Source organism: Caballeronia zhejiangensis (genome assembly GCF_000698575.1).
Lineage (GTDB): Bacteria > Pseudomonadota > Gammaproteobacteria > Burkholderiales > Burkholderiaceae > Caballeronia > Caballeronia zhejiangensis.
Map to the genome: position 1 here is coordinate 31,976 of NZ_JFHD01000044.1, position 18,710 is coordinate 50,685.

15 protein-coding genes are annotated in these 18,710 nt (G+C 61.0%); 3 read left to right on the forward strand and 12 right to left on the reverse strand.

Annotation, left to right across the window (positions count from 1 at the left end):
* Window position 1: 1 nt before the first annotated feature.
* The 11 genes from BG60_RS31670 to BG60_RS31720 form a co-directional block, all read right to left on the reverse strand.
* Window positions 2-1,474 carry a Y-family DNA polymerase gene (locus BG60_RS31670; RefSeq protein WP_075583596.1) on the reverse strand — a complete coding sequence of 491 codons (1,473 nt, stop codon included), beginning with the start codon at window positions 1,472-1,474 and terminating at the stop codon, window positions 2-4.
* Entirely contained in the window at window positions 1,398-2,096 is a 699-nt protein-coding gene (gene imuA / locus BG60_RS31675; RefSeq protein ID WP_033537231.1) for a translesion DNA synthesis-associated protein ImuA, read from the reverse strand. The genes BG60_RS31670 and imuA overlap by 77 nt, the downstream gene beginning before the upstream one ends.
* Before the next feature lie 315 nt (window positions 2,097-2,411).
* Window positions 2,412-3,646, reverse strand: a protein-coding gene (locus tag BG60_RS31680) for an IS3 family transposase (RefSeq protein ID WP_085955281.1) whose coding sequence is annotated in 2 segments (ribosomal slippage) — window positions 2,412-3,292 and window positions 3,292-3,646 — 1,236 coding nt in all. Because the reading frame shifts where the segments join, the coding sequence is not laid out codon by codon here.
* A gap of 209 nt (window positions 3,647-3,855) precedes the next feature.
* Complete coding sequence (locus BG60_RS31690) at window positions 3,856-5,622, reverse strand: hybrid sensor histidine kinase/response regulator (protein ID WP_008345034.1); 1,767 nt, start codon at window positions 5,620-5,622, stop codon at window positions 3,856-3,858.
* Between the two features lie 517 nt (window positions 5,623-6,139).
* Window positions 6,140-6,754 carry a DUF6013 family protein gene (locus BG60_RS39765; RefSeq protein ID WP_326929456.1) on the reverse strand — a complete coding sequence of 205 codons (615 nt, stop codon included), beginning with the start codon at window positions 6,752-6,754 and terminating at the stop codon, window positions 6,140-6,142.
* Window positions 6,755-6,843: 89 nt separating this feature from the next.
* Window positions 6,844-7,647, reverse strand: a complete 804-nt coding sequence (locus BG60_RS31695; protein WP_008345030.1) for a c-type cytochrome — start codon at window positions 7,645-7,647, stop codon at window positions 6,844-6,846.
* Window positions 7,644-9,269 carry a b(o/a)3-type cytochrome-c oxidase subunit 1 gene (locus BG60_RS31700; protein WP_008345029.1) on the reverse strand — a complete coding sequence of 542 codons (1,626 nt, stop codon included), beginning with the start codon at window positions 9,267-9,269 and terminating at the stop codon, window positions 7,644-7,646. The genes BG60_RS31695 and BG60_RS31700 overlap by 4 nt, the downstream gene beginning before the upstream one ends.
* On the reverse strand, window positions 9,259-9,825 hold the full coding sequence (locus BG60_RS31705) for a cupredoxin domain-containing protein (RefSeq protein WP_008345027.1): 567 nt from the start codon (window positions 9,823-9,825) through the stop codon (window positions 9,259-9,261). The genes BG60_RS31700 and BG60_RS31705 overlap by 11 nt, the downstream gene beginning before the upstream one ends.
* 4 nt (window positions 9,826-9,829) lie before the next feature.
* Window positions 9,830-9,988: a hypothetical protein gene (locus tag BG60_RS38420; RefSeq protein WP_085955280.1), complete on the reverse strand. Its 159-nt coding sequence runs from the start codon at window positions 9,986-9,988 to the stop codon at window positions 9,830-9,832.
* Window positions 9,989-10,002: 14 nt separating this feature from the next.
* On the reverse strand, window positions 10,003-11,283 hold the full coding sequence (locus BG60_RS31715; RefSeq protein ID WP_008345024.1) for a c-type cytochrome: 1,281 nt from the start codon (window positions 11,281-11,283) through the stop codon (window positions 10,003-10,005).
* Window positions 11,284-11,295: 12 nt separating this feature from the next.
* Window positions 11,296-11,907: a c-type cytochrome gene (locus BG60_RS31720; RefSeq protein WP_235366353.1), complete on the reverse strand. Its 612-nt coding sequence runs from the start codon at window positions 11,905-11,907 to the stop codon at window positions 11,296-11,298.
* 790 nt (window positions 11,908-12,697) lie between these two features.
* On the opposite strand from BG60_RS31720, the gene BG60_RS31725 reads away from it, so the two are divergent.
* The gene (locus BG60_RS31725) at window positions 12,698-14,263 is read left to right on the forward strand and encodes a methyl-accepting chemotaxis protein (protein ID WP_008345021.1); all 1,566 of its coding nucleotides are present in this window, start codon (window positions 12,698-12,700) and stop codon (window positions 14,261-14,263) included.
* A 424-nt stretch (window positions 14,264-14,687) separates the two neighbouring features.
* Here the strand turns inward: BG60_RS31725 and BG60_RS31730 are convergent, their stop codons facing one another.
* Window positions 14,688-16,118, reverse strand: a complete 1,431-nt coding sequence (locus BG60_RS31730; protein ID WP_008345020.1) for an IS1182 family transposase — start codon at window positions 16,116-16,118, stop codon at window positions 14,688-14,690.
* Window positions 16,119-16,354: 236 nt separating this feature from the next.
* On the opposite strand from BG60_RS31730, the gene gmtY reads away from it, so the two are divergent.
* The gene (gene gmtY / locus BG60_RS31735) at window positions 16,355-17,734 is read left to right on the forward strand and encodes a gamma-mobile-trio recombinase GmtY (RefSeq protein ID WP_008345018.1); all 1,380 of its coding nucleotides are present in this window, start codon (window positions 16,355-16,357) and stop codon (window positions 17,732-17,734) included.
* 33 nt (window positions 17,735-17,767) lie between these two features.
* The coding region (locus BG60_RS31740) for an integrase family protein (protein WP_034473957.1) at window positions 17,768-18,710 on the forward strand (943 nt) is incomplete at its 3' end.

Below are 18,710 nucleotides of genomic sequence, written 5' to 3' on the forward strand. Positions count from 1 at the left end.
TTCACCCGAACAGGCCGTGCAGAAACCATCGAGGATCTTCTTCGGCGCGGCTGCCGACGCGCTCCCGGTAGATCCAATAGCAGGTGTGGTCGTCGGCTTCCGCGACAAAGTAATCGCGCGTGACGAGCTCGCCGCCCCACCATCCCGCTTCGACGCGCTCACCGGGCGATACCGTTCGCAACGGACTGCCGTAAAACGGCCGGTGCTGGCGCGTCATCAACTGGATGGGCGTCTCCAGCAGCCATGAAGGCCGCGGCTGATTGCCGGGCAGCGGACAGCCTTTGACGTCGCTTGCGACCGGCACCCAGTTCGAAACGATCTCGGGTCGATGGTCGGCCACGGGTGCCGCGCGCAAGACGTTCTCGTGGCCAAGACGCGCGACGAGCAGTTCCATCAACCGGTTATGGTCGGCGGCGCTGCCGCCTGGCTCAGGAAATAGCGTGTCTGACGGCGGCTCGGCCGCTTCGACGTCGTTCACTTCGAGGCGCACGGCGATGACCGCGGCCGCCAGCTCGACGCGCCCAAGCCGCTCTTTCAGCAAGCGCGTGAGGTGTTCCTCGTGCCACGTGGGTTCCGCGAGCGCGACCTCGATCGTCGTTGGCGGCAACGCCGCGCGCCCGCGTTCATGTTCGAGTTCGATTGAAAATCGCGTGAGCGCCAGTTGCTTGCTGGCGAGCCAACCCGTCAACTGCACGATGAGCCGCCGCGCTACGAAGAGCACGGCTTCCGCATGCTCGACGCGATCGGGCAACTCGATCCGTGCGTTGAACGACGGCGGCGTCTGGACCCATTCATAGAGCTCGGGCGCTCCGCCGACGGCGCGATCGAGCGTATCAAGCAGCGCGGTACCGCAGCGCTTCTTGAGACCGGCGCGCGGCAAGCGCCGCAGGTCCGCCACGCTCGTGCATCCGAGACCCTCGAACCAGTCTGCATAGCGTCGAGCTTCCAACACCAGCAAGGCGGGCAAGCGCGGCAATTGCCGCATCAGCGAGCGGATGGAGAGACGGCGGCCGCCGCGATAGCGGGCCATAAGCCATGCGCTCTGGCCGGTGGGTGCGACGCTCATCCGCACCGTGAAGCCGAAGGCGGAGAGCGAGGCCCGGATCGCGCGTCTGAGCGCGCGCACCCCGCCGAAGAGGCGCAAGCTCGCTGAGACGTCGACCAGCACCGTCTGCTCCTCAGCGATCGCCACTTGAGGACTGAACTGCATGAGTGAGGTCGCCACGTCGGCGACGGCCTGCTGCTCCTTCAACTCGTCTTTGTCGTGAATGCGCGCATCGGGCGCGAGCGTGAGAACCCCGCCTTTGCGCATGCCTACGCGAACGCCAGCGTCGTGCGCTGCACGATCGAGCGCGACGACACGCTCGTGATCGAGCACCACCAGGCCGGAAGTCGTATCACTCGTGGACGACCAGCTCGGCTGGAAGACTTCTCGGCTGAGGTGCGGCAGATACACGCCGATCCACACTTGCATGGCGATTCAACAGGATAGGCGAATGGGTCAGTCCAACGACAAGCGGTTCGTCACGCGCTGGACCGCGGCGCTTCACGAACTCCAATGAAACGCTGTCGCGCGCAGGGCGCACAGCAATGCGAAGCGGGGCAGGCGACGTATCGCTCGCAGCGGCGAGCGGCCGGACCATGAAGAACAACGACTCGCTCGTCTGTGCGGCAAGGTGCAGGCGGCGTAGCGCTTCCGGTCGCACATGCGTTTGCCAGAAGATCAGTGCGCCGAACGTCCCCGCACGAAGGATCTGCTCGCCCGCCCAAAGCGCATCGGCGGTCTTCTGAGCGCGCACGACGTTGATCGACGTCTCAGGCAGACCCCAGTACGCCGCTGCTTCCGGCTGAAAGCGGTGCGGCGGCTGCAGGAAAGCAATGCGCCGTTGGGCGACAGCCCTCAGCGCCGGCAGCAGCAATCGCATTTCGCCAACGCCCGGCTGCTGCACCAGCAGGTCGGTCAGCGCGCCCTTGGGCCAGCCGCCCCCCGGCAGTTCTGCGGCAAGCGTCTCAGATCCACACGGCACGACGTTCACGCGAGCAGAGGCCAGCTGCGAACCCCGCCACAAACTTATTCCCCCCGACTCCGAATACATAGTTTTGTCGAGGGCACCATCAATGGAGCGCGCCCGTTCTTCGGGGGTGCGTAACTGCTGTCCGGCTGTGGCAGTCCGAGTCACGATCAGGCTCCAATAGTACTGTATAAATATACAGGTATTTTAGCCCAAAATCCCAACTTTTAGATAGGCGACGCCCGGCTGCCAAGAAATCGCATTTGTTGGACTAGCACGCGGTTAGCCAGACGCAAAAGTACGGAATTGACGGGACTGCCCGGATAAGCGGATATTCAACAGACCACCGGGGGCGCAGTTACTGGACTTGCCCCTGCATGACCGGACACGCGGTCACGCTTAGGTTGGAGAATTTGTTTGCTGGCGAAACTCGCGCGGCGAGCGGTATTTCAGGGCGCTGTGTGGATGTGACTCGTTGTAGTGGTCGAACGCAATGGCCAGGTTTTGCAACGCCGTTCTCGCGTCACGTTTGGGCATCCACGAAACGTAATCGCGCTTCATCGTCTTAACGAAGCTCTCGGCCATCCCATTGCTCTGCGGACTTCTCACTGGTGTCGTAACAGGCTTCAGACCAATTTTTCGCGAGAACGTCAGCGTCTCATCGGCAATGTAGCAGGAACCGTTGTCGCTCAGCCACTCAATTTCGCTCTCAGTCGCCACGGCACCGGCGAAGCGGCTTTCGACCGCCTGGAGCATCACATCCCGCACCATGTCACCGGTGTAACCGCCCGTGGTTGCAGCCCAGCTCATTGCTTCCCGGTCGCAGCAGTCCAAGGCAAAGACCACGCGCAGCGGCGCACCATCATCGCAGCGGAATTCGAAACCATCCGAGCACCAACGCACGTTGCTTCTGTCTACGGCGACCTTGCCGTCGTGCCGACGCGCAGACACAGCGTAACGAGGCTGACGTTTGAGCAGCAAGCCGTGGCAGCGCATGACGCGGTACACCCGCTTTGCATTGACACGCGGTTGGCACAGCGCGTCCCGGCTTCGCCGCAGCAGCGCCCATGCACGCCGGTAGCCATACGTCGGCAGGTCGGCAACGAGTTCTCGAAGTTCAGCGACGAGCGGCGCATCATCCTGAGCTGGCATCTTGCGTCGGTCGACCCATTCAGTGGGGCGCTTCAACTTGACCGCGAGATTCGAGCGCGACACACCCAGGACTTCACAAACCGTCTTCAACGGTCGTCCCCCGGCAGCAATGGTGAGCGCGCAATCAATTTTTTTGCTCGACCATACTCCACTGCTTCACGGAGGATTTCCACCTCCATTGTTTTCTTTCCCAGCAATCGCTGGAGTTCGCGAATCTGCTTCATCGCTTCAGCCAGGTCCGATGCCGGTACCACCTGTTCGCCGGCACTGACCGCCGACAGGCTTCCATCCTGATAGAGCTTTCGCCAGCCAAAGACCTGGTTGGCATTCACCTGATGGCGACGCGCAACGCCCGAAACAGTCGCGCCAGGCTCGAACGTCTCGCGCACTATTGCGAGCTTTTCTTCGACAGAACGCCGGCGGCGCTGCTCCGGCTGGGTTAGAACTTCGACGGGTTCCACGTTGTGACTGGGCTTAAACATAGGCGGAAGACTACCTCATAATTTAAGCGTTACCCAGTGTCCGGTTTTCGCGGGGGCCGGCCCAGTTACGTCCCAGCAACTTGCCGACGCCGCTTCGCTCAAGGAGGGTGAGAGGCGCTTGACGACCCCTAGGCGCCGCTCGCCCTTTGTATCGCCGAGCGGCAGATGACTGGACATACGAGCCATTCGGCTTTGCCTCATGGTCGGCATCAGCTTTTATTCGCGAGTTCGTCGCCTGCGGCAGAGACCACCTCAAGCAACGCGGGCGGGGTCACCGGTTTCACAAGATGCAGGTCGAAGCCCGCCTGTTCTGAACGTTCGCGGTCGCTCTCCGTTCCGTAGCCAGTGACCGCGACTATCGTGGCCTTTGCGTTCGCGGGCAATGCGCGCAGCCGGCGCGCCAACTCGTAGCCATCCATGCGCGGCATGCCTATGTCCGCGAACACCACCTGAGGCGCGAAGGTCTTGGCGATCTCCAGCGCGGTTTCGCCGTCAAAAGCTGTACGGACCTCGTGCCCTTCCATCTGGAAAAGCGTTAGCAACGCAGATACGATGTCCGGTTCGTCATCCACGATCAGGATGCGGCGGCTGAGGGTTGTCGGCCGGGCGAGCTTGTGATCGGCCGCAGGCTGCGCCGGCACAGGGTGCGGCGTGCACGGCAGCGTCACAACGAAGCGGGACCAGCGGCCGCTGCGGGCCCGCTCGAGCGTCAACGAGCCGCCATGCCTCTCGACAATCTGCCGCGATACCGCAAGCCCGATGCCGCACCCACCCTGCGAGCGGTCGAGCTCGCGCGGCCCCTGCACGAATAACGAAAACACCCGATCGCGCAGCGGCTCCGCCACCCCTGGGCCATCGTCGCTCAGGCAGACCCTTACCTCACCGTCGCCCACGACCATCGAAACATCGGTGTGGCCGTGCGGCGGCGCATAAGTCGTCGCATTGTTCAGCAAGTTGACGAACACCTGGTTGAGGCGCACGTGGTCCCCCGCAATCGTCGCCGAACGGTCGAGTCCATCGATTGTCACGGTCTGTCCGTTCTGCGCGGCCGCAGGACGCATTGCATCGACAGCCTCATCGATGATTGCCGACAGTTCGACCGGCACTGGGTCGATTGAAAACATTCCACGCACCGTTCGGTCCGCCTCGAGCAGATCGTTGAGAATGACCAAAAGATTGCGCACCTGGCGCTTGACGATATTGCTCGCCGCCGCGGCCGGACTTTGTTCGGGTACTGAACGGCGAATCACCTCGATCGCGCTCTCAATCGGCGCGAGTGGATTGCGCAGTTCGTGGCTCAGCATCGATAGGAACTCATCCCGCTCTTTCAGCAAGACTTCCAGGTCGCGCGTGCGGGCGTCGACGCGAGCTTTGCACGAGCTGCCAGACGCCCTTTCGCCGTGTAAGTGCGAACTGATGCGTGTTGCATACAGTACGTCCGACGCGGTGCACCGGTCCATGCAGTAAGAACAAACGCAGATAATGCGGTACTGCCCCAGCGTTCGGTTAAGGTGGGCCTCGTAATCGGCGAATTTGTGCCAACGGGTGCGCTCCAACCAAAACGTGTCACCGGTTACCCGCAGCCCCTCGAAGCCATGCGCGCGCGACTCACGCTCGTGCCGCACCCATTCAGCGAGGACATGGTCGGCGCGAAACGTGCCGCTCGGGTAATACCAGTCGGATGCTGGCTTGAATGTGATCTGTCCGCGCGTCAGGTAATCTTTGAAATCGGGTAATGCCTCGACCAGTGCCGTCTCCGCCTCCTCGACGCCGATCGGGCCGGACGCAACCCACAGACAGCTTTCGTTGTCGCGCAGCCCTGCCTCAAAGTACGGGACGAGCATGTCGATCAGATCCTGCCGCGTTTCGTAAAAGTGGCAGAAGTGCGTTTCCCAGCCGGCATGGCCTATCGCATCAATGCCGCTTTTTCTAAGGGTCTGTTGCAGCGCGTTGCTAAGCGATTGATCATCGTGCATGAAAAAGTCGTCGTCTGTTGACGATCGTAGGTCGGGTGAGGCAGAAAGCGGCGGAGTAATCTGCGAGCGGCTGGCCGCTGTCCGCTGAGGAGGCGGGGCGAAGACACGCGGCCGGGCAGGCGTACTTCATGTATTCACGGCGTGCGTGTGCAGGACAGTCATCATAGACGATCTAGACGCCGCTCGAGGGATGCTCCGAAAGTCGACCCGATGCGACACCCCGAGGCACGAAGGCCGGATCGCACCAGCCAAGGATTGAACGCGAAACGGACATAGTCGATATGACCGCCGGGGCGACCGCCCAACTTTTCAGCGTTACCGTATTCGCGGACGGCCGATGACCAAACGCGCCAACTTATAGCCCTATTTCCATGCTGAACGAGCGTCGCCTCATGGGCCGGCAGCGCCGCTCATCGGCCAACAGTTGTCAGACTTCAGTTTGCTCCGCCATCTCAAGCGCATCGTCCACTTCGATACCGAGGGACCGCTGGCTGTCATGTCGCCGTTGCATTGCCAGCTACTTCCTACTTACTGATATCTTCAATGTCGAGCCATCTCCAAGTGTGATGGTCTTGTTTGCTCCAGTTGCGGTCGACATCGAAAATCTCCTGATCTCCTCGTGAGACGTGCCGGCCGGACACTGCAGGGTCTGACCAGCAACCGTTACGGCCTTAGTCCCTCTGGGGACGTAGCCGCGAAACAATAGCTGGACGTTCGCATTACCGCTGGGCCCAACGACTGGTGTCAAACGAACCTGCACTTGCCGCACAGGCGAGCCGTCGCCGCTGCGCGGAATATTGGATGCGCCTGGGCACGCATCCGGGACTGACTGTAGCACCCTCGGCGCCGCCTCCTGCCACGTGAAGTCGTCCGATTGGCCTGAGCGAATCGTGCGCGTTGCCCGTTCGCGTCCAAACATCTTCGAGTCGATAGCGACGGTGTATTTGATCGGGCCATCGTTCTGTGCTTCAGATCCTGCCTTGATGCTCGGCGCCGCATAGACGCCCCGAACTCCCGCACCGCCCAGCACCGCAAGGCTTATCCATGCCAGTGCACGAACTGCCCGAAGGATCTTAGGCGTAGCGACTCGCATAGAGCCGCGAATTGGCAAGGTCATACAATGCTCCGTCATATGGATGCACTCGCGTTTGCCCGGCAATGGAAAAATGCAGGACAAAAGTCCGGTTGTGCATCGTCGAGTGGACGCGCGCCTTTGCGTCGTTACTTCAATATGAGCCCCTTCGCATAATAGGCAGCCGCCGTGTCCATTTCTTCGGGCGTCATGTTGCGCGCGACGTTGCGCATGACTTCGTTGATGTCGTTCGTGCGCGTGCCGTTGGCGAACGCGATCAGTTGCGACTTCGTGTAGGCCGCCGGCAGGCCGTCGATCCAAGGACTGCCCGCCTTGTTGTCGATGCCGCCGTGACACGCCGCGCACGGCGCGATATTGCGCATGGGCGCACCGTGGGACACGATCGTCGGCGCGAGCGCATCGCTCACCTTGCGCTGCGCGGGCGGCCTCGGGAGATTCGCGTAGTACGCGGCGAGATCGCGCATGTCCTGATCGCTCAGGTTGACGGCCATCGGCGACATCACCGCGTTGTTGCGCGCGCCCGTCTGAAAATCGATCAGCTGCTTGTAGATGACCGACGCATACTGCCCCGCGAGATTCGGCGAATTCGCCTCGCTCATGCCGCGTTCGCCGTGGCACATCGTGCATCGCAGGGCGAGCGTCGCGCCGCGTCCGATGGAGTTCGCGCTTGCGTTGGCGAGCAGTTGCGGCGTCACTTCGACAGTGCTGAGCTTCATCTTCGGCTCGACGTTCGTATCGCCCGAATACCAGTTACGCGGCACGCCCGCCGCGCTGCAGATCGCGTTCCAGATGCCGGTGAACGACGCATCGCGCTGAACGGACGGCAACCATATGAAGCCGATCACCGCCGATACCGCCGCGATGCCGATCGTCCCTAATACGCTGGTCGCGAACCAGCGATTGCGGAAAGTGAAGAGGCGCTCGTCGCTCATCGCTGCGCTCCGATGGGAACGGCGGGCACCGATGTATCCGAGCGCGCGAGAAGCTGCGCGATCGGATAGCCGTAATTGACGAGCGTGAGGCCGATCATCAGCGCGAGCCACAGCGCGAAGCTGTTGAGCGCGACCGGAATCGTGCGCGGCTCATGCACCGCGCGGCTGAACGTGTATTGCTCGACGCTCGTTCGCTGCGCGCGATGCCCGCGTATCAGCACGACGAAGAACAGCACCGCCGACACGACCAGAATGAAGCCGCCGATCACCGACATGATGACGGACGCGGCCTGATGCGCGATCTGCGGATCGCCGTAGTCGTAGAACGCCATGCGCCGCGGCATACCGAGAATGCCGGTGTAATGCCACGGGAACGTCAGCACGATCATGCCGATGAACCACAACCACAGTTGCCAGCGCATGAGCCTGATGCTTTGCAGCGCGCGGCCCGTGAGATGCGGCCACAAGTCATAGGCGATCGCGAAGTACATGATGACGATCGCGCCCGCGAAAATCAGATGGAAATGGCCCGTGACCCATTGTGTGTTGTGCACGGTGGAATCCAGCTGATAGCTCATGTTGATGAGGCCGCCCGCGCCGCCGAAGCCGAGCATCACGAACGAGAACGCGACGGCCAGCATCATCGGATTGCTCCACGGCAGCGCCTTGACCCAGCCGAACGCGCCCTTGCCGCCGCGCAGCCGCGCCGCGATTTCCACCGATGCGCAGATGGTGAACACGGTCAGCAACGTGGGCACGGCGACGAGCGCGGTGAACACCGAATGCATGAACTTGAAGCCCGAGCCCACTTGCGGATCGGCGAACAGGTGGTGGATGCCGATGGGCATCGAGACCACGAGGAACAGGATGAACGAGATGCGCGCCATCGCATCGCTATAGAGGCGTCCGCCGATGGCGCGCGGAATGATCGTGTAATACGCGATATACGCGGGCATCAGCCAGAAGTAGACGATCGCGTGCAGCGTCCACGAGAAGAACACGCGCGCGAGGCCGGCATCGATCGTGGACTTCCAGCCGAGCGCCACCGGCAGGATCATGAACAGCACTTCGATGGCCGCGCCTACCGCCGTCCAGCCCCACAGGTACGCGCCCGCGACGGTGGCGAACATCGGCAGCGGCACGGTCCTGCCGCGATTGTCGCGCTTCCACGCGTGCAGGTTCACCGACATCAGCGCGACCCAGATCCACGATCCCACCACGACGAGCACCACGCCGAGGTAATAGAACGCGCTGCCGATCATCGGCGGATAGAAGGTGTAGAGCACGGAGGCGAGGCCCATCGCGACCGGGATCATCGCCATGACGGAGCCGACCGCGACCAGCCAGAAGCCGATCCACGCCCACCGCAAGCCCACGAGCGCGCGCTCGAGCGAGAGTTCGGTCACCGCGTAGCCGAAGCCCATCGCGATGAGCGTCGGGAACACGTAGCCCATCGCGGAGCCGTGAGCCGTCACCGAGCGATAGTAGATCTCGGGATTCTGCAGCCCGGCGAAGAGCGGGCTGCGCGCGAACATCTGCCACGCGCCGAGCACGAGCGCGACGCCGAACGCGATGAACGCAAGCCAGAAATGCGCGAGGATGAGGCGCTTGCTATTTAACACAGGACAGTCTCCGCGAATCGGCCGGCAGCTTGCCGGCCATCTGCATGAACTCGTTGCGATCGATCACCTTCACGTGCGCCCACATGCCGTGATGCCCGACGCCGCAGAACTCGTGGCACGGCATCAGATGGTCGCCGGGTTCATCGAACGTGGTTTTGAAGGTCGAGACATAACCCGGCTCCAGCATCGAGTTGATGTTCGTCTTGGTGATGAGAAAGCCGTGCACGACATCCGAACTGGTCGCGCGGAACGTGACCGGCACGCCTACGGGCACGACGATGCACTGCGGCGTGAACGAGTACTGCTGCGCGACGACGCGCACCGTCACCGAGCCGTCGCTTTCGGGCGCGGTGCCGAGATTGCTTTCGATGAATTCGCCCGACACGTGCAGCGTTTCGGGGCGCACGGTCTCGACGCGCGAGGGCGGCATCATCGCCCAGTGCAGGCCGGTGTAGACGACCATCGCCACCAGCACGACGACGATCGCGATGACGAGCATCGCCCAGCGTTTCTCGACGCGTTCGGCGACTTCGTGTGAATGCGGATTGATGGCCATAGGTTCACTGAATGACGCCGCGCGGCAAGAACACGGCGAAGTAGAAGACGAACCAGCTTCCGATGACGATGGCCGTCGCGACGCCCGCGACCGCGAGCGCCCCGCCGGGGCCGCTTCTCACGATTTCATCGACGGTGGCGTCTTCGTTGGGATCTTCGTTCATGGTGTCGGCGATACTCAATAAAGTGGCGCGGAGCGCAGTTCGTTCACTTCCTTCACCGATACCGGCGCGCCGCGATTGCCCCACGCCGTGCGGATATACGTCACGACCGCCGCGACCTCCACATCCGACAGCGACTGCGCGAACGGCGGCATGCCGTAAGGCTTCGGGTTCTTGAACGTGCCGGGCGGATAGCCGCCGTTCAGCACCATGCGGATCGGGTTCACGGCGGAACTCATCACGATCGACTGGTTGCTCGCGAGCGGCGGGAAATCGGGCGGCTTGCCCTGCCCCTGCGCGGCGTGGCATTCGGCGCATTGCGCGTCGTAGATCTTCTTGCCGAGCGGCGAGAGACTCGTGCGCTGCTCGGTGACGGCCTGACTCGGCGGCTCGGACTTGTCGCCGGCGCGCGCGGGCAGCGCCTTCAGATAGACGGACATCGCGCGCACGTCCTCTTCGCTCAGATATTGCAGGCTGTCGTAGACGACTTCGGCCATCGGTCCATAGACCGCGCCGCGATTGCTTACGCCCGCATGCAGCAGCCCGACGATATCCTCGATGCTCCAGTCGCCCAGTCCCGCCTCCCGGTTCGACGTGAGCGACGGCGCGTACCAGTTCTGGATCGGGATCAGCCCGCCCTCGAACGCCTTCGACGACACGTTGCCGCCGAGCGCGTTGATCGCGGTATGGCACATCGAGCAGTGGCCGAGTCCTTCGACGAGATACGCGCCGCGATTCCATTCGACGGACTGCTTCGGGTCCGGCTCATACTCGCCCTGCTTGAAGAACAGCGACCGCCAGCCGAGCAGCAGTTCACGCCGGTTGAACGGAAAGCGCAGTTCGTGCTGACGGTTCGGCTGATGCACGGGCGGCGTGGACATCAGGAACGCGTAGATGGCGTCGGAGTCGGCGCGCGTGACCTTCGTATAGGACGTGAACGGCATGGCCGGATACAGCAGCGAGCCGTCGCGCGAGCGGCCCGTGTGCATCATCTTGTAGAACTCGTCGGCGGTCCATTGACCGAGTCCCGTCTCCTTGTCCGACGAGATGTTCGGCGTGAAGAGCGTGCCGAACGGCGTCTCCATCGGGCGGCCGCCGCCGAAGGTCTTGCCTGCGGGCAACGTATGGCACGCGATGCAATCGCCCGCGCGCGCCAGATACTCGCCGCGCTTGACGGTGGCGGCGTCATAAGTCTTGGCTTGCGCGGCCGCGTCCTCGACAGGCCCAATCCACGCAGCGATCAGGACCGCGATCAGGACCGTTATAGCAAGCGCCCCAAGTTGTCGGAAACGAAGCACGTCGGGTCCTCTTCAGTTGTGAACGCTGCCGCACGCGAGCGGCATCTTCAATGAACCGGCCGCGACCGGCACCGGACTGGCCGGCGCGGGCAGCGAAGCGAGATAGGCGGAAATCGCGGTGATGTCGCGCTCGCTCAGAAGCTGCGAGACCTGCCGCATGCAGTCGGGCGCGAAGGTCGTGCGCGTGCCGTAGCGCCACGCGCCCAGTTGCGCGCTGATGTAGTCCGCATGAAGCCCGAGCAAGCCGGGAATCGCGGGCTCCATGCCGGTCATCGACGCGCCGTGACAGCTCACGCACGCCGGCACCTTGCGCGACGGATCGCCCTTCATGACGAGCGTCTTGCCGAGATCGAGCGTCTTGGCGTCGACGGTAACTGGGCCGGGGGGCGGGAACGGCGGACGCTCGGCGGCGAAATAATCGGCCATCTGCTTGAGATACGCGTCGGGCAGATACGCGAGCAGGTAGTTCATCGGCGGGTACTTGCGGCGCCCGTCGCGGAAAGCGAGCAACTGGTTGTAGAGATAGCCGGCGGGTTTGCCGGACAGGCGCGGGAAGTAGTCGTTGTCGGTGCCCTCGCCGTGCGCGCCGTGACAGGCGGCGCATCCCATCACGCGGGCCTGCATGGTGTCCGGCGCGCGTTCGAGCGGCGCGGCCTTGACTGACTCGCCTACCAGCACTACCGCCGCACAAACCGCAGCAAGAAAAGGCAATTGACCTTCTTTGACTCGTATCATCTCCAGCCTTTGCTTTTAGAAATTATCCTGCCGAAGTCACTATCTGACCCGAGTATATCCAGAGCCGATTCCTATCCTTGTATTGTCGAATATTACAGTGGGGTATTTAGCAGCGTTATTGGGACTTCACAATGGGGTGAGAAAGCAATCGACGGACCCGCTACGATCAAATTTTCAGCCGATCGTTTGCAACGAACATGAGCAATGCTGAGGACGTAGCTGGCAAGCATCCACTGCATCAACATAGAGTTGTCGAACTTTGTCACTCATTCGCTAGCGAATATTTGATGACAATAGTGCTACCGTGGGCCCGCTCGACGCCTTGCTTTACTTCGCTACTAGCGAATTATCAGTAACGGACCTAGCGCAGCGGTTTAATCGATCGTCGCGGCGATGAACATTCCGACGGTTCGCTGGCTCTCACCGCCTCAGATGGTTGCAACGAGCCCCTTCGTTGAAGCCGAAAGCGGGACAACGAAATCGACATATTTGTGCTTTCACCGTCATTCGTACAGGTACATCGATCAGGGCAATTTGACGCAGCTTGCACAAACACTCAGAACTTCAGTTTCCGCCTCAGACGCCGTTAAGAAACCAGCAAGCGAGGTAGCGAAACGAGGTCAAATAGTCGCCCTCTCGTCCTCCCGCGCCCTTTTTCATTTAGAAGCTCGGAAATATCATGCAGTTCACGAATCTTAAAATAGGTACGAAAATAACAACGGGCTTTGCAGTTGTCCTGTTGCTTGCTGCGATCACTATTGGTGTCGGTATCGCCATGCTCGGACGTCTCAACGAACAAGCGTTGACCGTGGAGCAAGCCAATCTACCCCGCCTTTTGAATGCCAATCTGATCAGACAGCGGCTGGACACTATGGCGGTCGCCGTACGAAACCTGCTTCTGAACGACGATCCAGAGGTGGTCAACACTTCCCTCGCGCGAATCAGCTCCTCGCGAGACAGCACGCGCGAAACGATTCAACGCTTGGCGCCGACGCTGGCGCGTCCGGACGTGCGTGAGCGGCTTCTGAAGCATAGCGCGGACTATGACCGCGAAATTGCCAACGTATTGCAGTTGCAGTCCCATGGGCAGCGCGTCGAGGCGATACAGCGCCTGAACAACGACTTGTTGCCGATCTACAAGGGCTACACCGCCACCCTCGACGACATCAACGAGTTCCAGGTGGCCGAGACGCGGAAGGCGACGGCCTCCATCGGCGCGATCGCGAGCGACAGTCGGGTCATCCTCATCGGCCTGGGCGCAGCCGCTTTGCTGATCAGCATCGGCGCTGGCTGGGTTATCACAAGAAGCATCACTGCTCCGATCGCCGAGGCGGTCGGGATTGCCACTACGGTCGCGAAGGGAGATCTCACGCGTGAGATTGCTGTGACGCGCGAAGACGAAACGGGCCACCTCCTGGCTGCGCTGCGGGGTATGAATGACAGTCTGCGCAAGGTGGTCGTCGATGTTCGAAAAGGATCGGACGAGATCGCGACTGCCTCCAGGGAGATTGCGACCGGCAACGTCGACCTGAGTTCCCGAACGGAGGAACAGGCTGCATCACTGGAGGAAACCGCTTCGAGCATGGAAGAGTTGACCGCCACTGTGCGCCGAAACGCCGATAGTGCCCGAGAGGGGACCCTGCTCGCTCAACGAGCATCGGAAGTTGCGACTCGCAGTGGGGCGGTGGTCGAGCGTGTCGTCGAAACGATGCACCAGATCTCGGCACGGTCGACGAAAGTGGCGGACATTATAGCCACGATCGACGGCATTGCATTTCAGACGAACATTCTCGCGCTCAACGCAGCGGTCGAAGCCGCACGTGCTGGCGAGCAAGGCAAGGGGTTCGCGGTCGTGGCGAGCGAGGTGCGAGCTTTAGCACAGCGCTCGGCAGCCGCTGCGAAAGAGATAAAGGAGCTAATCGACGAATCGGTCGCGAGCGTCAAAGCGGGTCAGGCGCAAGTTGACGAATCGGGCCGCACAATCAGCGAGGTCGTGTCATCGGTGCGGCATCTCACCGATCTGATGGGTGAAATCGCCTCGGCATCCGACGAGCAGCATCAAGGCATTGAACAGGTAAACCAGGCGATCGCGCAGATAGATCAAGTGACGCAGCAGAATGCCGCGCTGGTCGAACAAGCGGCCGCTGCTGCCTCGGCGCTCCAGGAACAAGCGACTCATCTGGTCCGGCAGGTCGCCGCGTTCGAGGTCGGCGACTCGCCCACCGCCAGCATTCGCGTCGCCTGAAGTCCTTGCGAGCTTGGCAAACGCGCCACCGCGGACCACCGAATGCGCGTCTTAACGTCAAATTCGATTCGCAGCCAATTCGATGCGCAAGTGCCCTTCCCGACGCATTGCTGCACCGGTCAGTCTCGCGATCGGATTGCAGCCAGCTCATCGGCGCTCGGTGCGGCCAGGATCGGCGATGTGATGCTCGTGGGCTTGACGGCTATTCGGCGCGCAGGCCGGTTGGGAGGGTCAAACGGCCAGCCGAATGACCGCTGCGTGCTCGAGCGAGCGACCGTAAATGGCCCAGAGCGTGTCAAAACGCGTAGGTACCGGGAATTGGACGACAGGCTGGCGCAACGACAGATCGTGATTCGTTGATTGCGGCACCACAAACCTAAGTCGGCGCCGAACGTATTCTAGGGCCCGTCCGCCGCGCGGTCCTTCACGCCCGCATCGCCTTCATAACCGTGTCTGAACCTAGCACCTTGATAACCCGCTTCAAGTTGTAGGCAAGCACGTGCAAGCTCATCTCCGTGCTCACACGCTCGATAGTTCGCGTCAGGAAATGAGTCGCTCCCATCCAGGCCTTGATTGTGCCGAAGGGATGCTCGACGGTCTGTCGCCGGATACGCATCATGTCCGGGGCGAGATCAAGCCGGACCTGCATCGCTTCGAGCAACCCTTCGTGCTCCCAGCGCGTTACACGGCGTTCGGTGCTTGGGGTGCATTTATCTTTCAATGAGCACTGTTGGCACTGCGAGCTCCAGTAGCGATCCAACTTCAGGCCACGCTCAGTTGTCCTATAGCGCCATACGAGACGCTCGCCCGCTGGACAGCGATACTCGTTCTTCTCAGCGTCGTAGATAAAATCTTCTTTGCCGAAGCGGCCGTCGAACGTTGCGCCCGAGGTCTTCGTCTTGGGAACAAACGCCGTAATGCCGGCCTCGTGGCAGGCGAGTATTTCCTCGCTCTTGTAATAGCCTCTGTCTGCAACCGCCGTGAGTTTATCGACGCCCATTTCCGTACGTGCCAACTTGGCCATCGACGTGAGTTGGTCACGATCAATGCCGTTGTTGGTGACCTCGTGCGCGACAATCAGATGGTGCTTCGCATCGACCGCTACTTGAACGTTGTAGCCGACGACGCCTGTCCCCCGCGTCTTCATCGAGCGTGCGTCCGGGTCCGTGAGAGACACTTGCTTGTCCGGCGCTGCGTCGAGTTGAACTTCGACTTGCTTAAGGACTTGCATCTGCTCCTTGAGAGCCGCAATCTTATCTTGCAGCCGTTCTGTCTTTGCTTTCGCGATCGTCGGCTCTTGGCGATCGGCGGTGTCCATTTGCAGAAGATAACGGCTGATGCTTGCCTCGATGTCCCGCATTCGCCGTTCTAGTTTTGCGCTGGTGAAGTTGCGGTCGCGATGGTTCACTGCCTTAAACTTGCTCCCGTCTATCGCAACGAGCGCTTCGGAGAACAAGTCCAGGCGTTGGCATAGCATGACGAACTGACGGCAGACGCTGCGGATCGCTTTGCCATTGTCTTTGCGGAATCGCGCAATGGTCTTGAAGTCCGGTGCCAGGCGGCCGGTTAGCCACATCAATTCGATGTTACGCTGGGCCTCGCGCTCAAGGCGACGACTGGATTGAATACGGTTCAGGTAACCGTAGATGTAAATCTTAAGCATCACCTCAGGGTGATATGAAGGCCGGCCGGTAAGTGCTGGCTCGACGCCGTCAAACCCGAGCTTCTGAAGATCAAGCTCACTTACAAAGACATCGACTACGCGCACGGAATTCGTATCCGTCACATAGTCGTCGAGCGCTTCGGGAAGAAGAAAGCTTTGCGTACGATTGTCGCCTTGAACGAACCGCTTCATTTCGCTCCCTCCGCCATCGGCTGAGCTATTTTAGCAATTCAAAAAGGTGTTTTGACACGGTCTGGGCCGAACCCGGTCCAATGCTGATTGCATACGGCTCTCGTCAGAGATCGATTCGTTTCGGACCGTGTTGACCCGAAGCGGTCTGTCGCCACCCTACAAAGCCGTTAGGGGGCGTAACGTTCAACGTGGTGACTTAATTCTTGCGTAGGGTGTTTGTTTTTTTCTGTCGAGCGATGTTCGTCAGCATAAGAGCAAAGGTCCTCACGGACGAAACCGGCGTCTACACCGAGATCCCAGCGTTACTTGCTGCCACGGGAGTTCTCGAACCGCTGATTGATTATTTCCTGCATAGAAGCCACGATCGCAGTCTGGAATGGATGCGAAAGGTGACGCGATCCGTGCGGCTCTTTCTTGAGTATATTCAGATCAACCCCGCGGAGCGCGATCCCCATCATCTGTTTCAGAATTTCGCGAAGCGGCTGTACACAGGAACATTCAATCGCGAAACCGGAATTGACGCCACCAGCCTTTGCTGGCCAGCTCGCTCCCCGCACGATGCGGCGCGCATCATCATCCATTTGAGCGACTTCTTCGACTGGTTGGGCGAAGTCCGTCCCGAAGCCGCTACCGTCAATCCTCGGTACGTCGGCAGCACCTTTGATCGACAGACCGACGAAGCCGCTTACCAGTACCGTAGAAGCAAGGCGTTTCTCGGGCATATGTGGGCGTCGAATGCGAGCGCGCGGGCGACAGGATATCGGCTTCGCTACCGGAGCGTCCCGAGGGTCGCCCGAGGCGAGCCGCCAGGCTTTCCTGAACATCACTTTGAAGCGTTGCTGTTCAAAGGATTTCGCAACGGTGACCGTTATGATTATCGCGGCATCCTGATCACGTTGCTCCTCCACGGAGCGGGATTCCGAGAGTCAGAGCCCTTCCACCTTTACGTTCAGGACGTATTTCCGGATCCACAGGATCCACGTCAAGCCAAGGTGCTCATTCACCATCCGCACTATGGAGCCGCACCTGCCGACTGGTTTGATGAGCGGGGCCGGGCGCGCAAGTCGAACCGTGCCGAATACCTTGCCCAGCGCTTTGGCATTGTGCCGCGGACCGACTTGATGGACCGTCGCCATGCCGGCTGGAAGGGCGGTATGCATGACGGCCCTTACTACAAGCAGGCGTACTGGTTTGTGCCGGAGTATGGCGAGTGGTTTCTCGAATTATGGCACTGCTATCTCAAGCAGCTCGCGCACTTTGACCGGGATCACCCGTTCGCCTTCGTGAACCTTCGACGCGCACCGTACGGTGCGATGTACACCCTGACTCAATACAACAAGGCTCACGCTGCCGCGTGCAGGCGCATAGGCCTCGAAGTCGGCAAAGTGCTCGGCACAACCCCTCACGGGCACCGGCATGCTTACGGCCAGCGCCTGAAGCGCGCCGGCGTCGAGAAGCCGATGATCCGCCGCTTCATGCATCACGCGTCCATTGAAAGCCAGGACGTCTATACCCAGGCGAGCTTCAGCGAAGCCCGAAAGGCGCTTGAGGAAGCTGCGCGCCAGCTGGACGGAGAGCGAGCCACGCTCGTCACCAGTTTGGGTCCCTTTATCTGACGAGTCTTATCTTCTTGCGACTAACCCCAACATATGAATAGAAAATTTCTTGCCGGACCCTTCGGTCGTCGCAAGGCCTCGAGGCTTGAACGCAGTGTGCGGCGTGACTCGGATGCAACGCTGGCGTGGGTGGATGAACTGTATCCAGAGCTTGCCGCGTGGCGGGTCCTCGCTTTGGAGTGGTTAAGCGGAGAGACCCATGGTCTCGGACAGCGACTCCAGGCGCTATCAATGTTTTTCGAGCGCTACCTCATTCTTCAGGGACTGCCGCTGGACCCGGGCGTGTTCATGGCGCAAACGACTCAACTCCCCAATTTTCATCGGACTGCGTGCCCCGACTCTCCATGGGGTATCAGCGCGAACAACCTCATCCAGAGCTTCCTGCAGTTTGTTTTGCGGCGGCACTTCACTGAGATTGGTAAAGATGGAAGAGCGATGGCGTTGCATGGCTATCACAACCCCGTACTTCGCATGACGAAGGCAGGACTACCGCACCGCGGCGAGAGCGTCTATTCACCGCTTCCGTATGGCTACATCGATCAACTTCGGCAGATGCTGGCAACTGGACACCATTTTCGTGACTGGCAATGGGCTCAGGGTGCGCTGGGCAGCAAGATCGGTCATATGGGTGCGAGCGCGCCTGACTGGTTTGAGGTGACCGAAGACCAGATTGATCGTAATGATCCGGATTGCGTCTGGCGCGTACGCAAACTGAGCCGCAACTACCGCGGTGGTCAGGTGTTGCAGATGTGGAGCCCCGTCCGATGGGTTGCATTGCTTGTGAAGCTTATCTTGCCCCTGCGCACCAGCCAGGTCCGCGTGCTCGACTCCGGAGAGGCCGATACCTGGCGCTATACGGCAGGCAGTTGGGAATTGAACAGGAACGGGATGGCAGAGGGTAGCGAATCTCGACCGCTGCAGCAGGGCGTGTTCCGGCGCGACCATGACCGCGTCACCCATGAGAGCGCGCTGACGG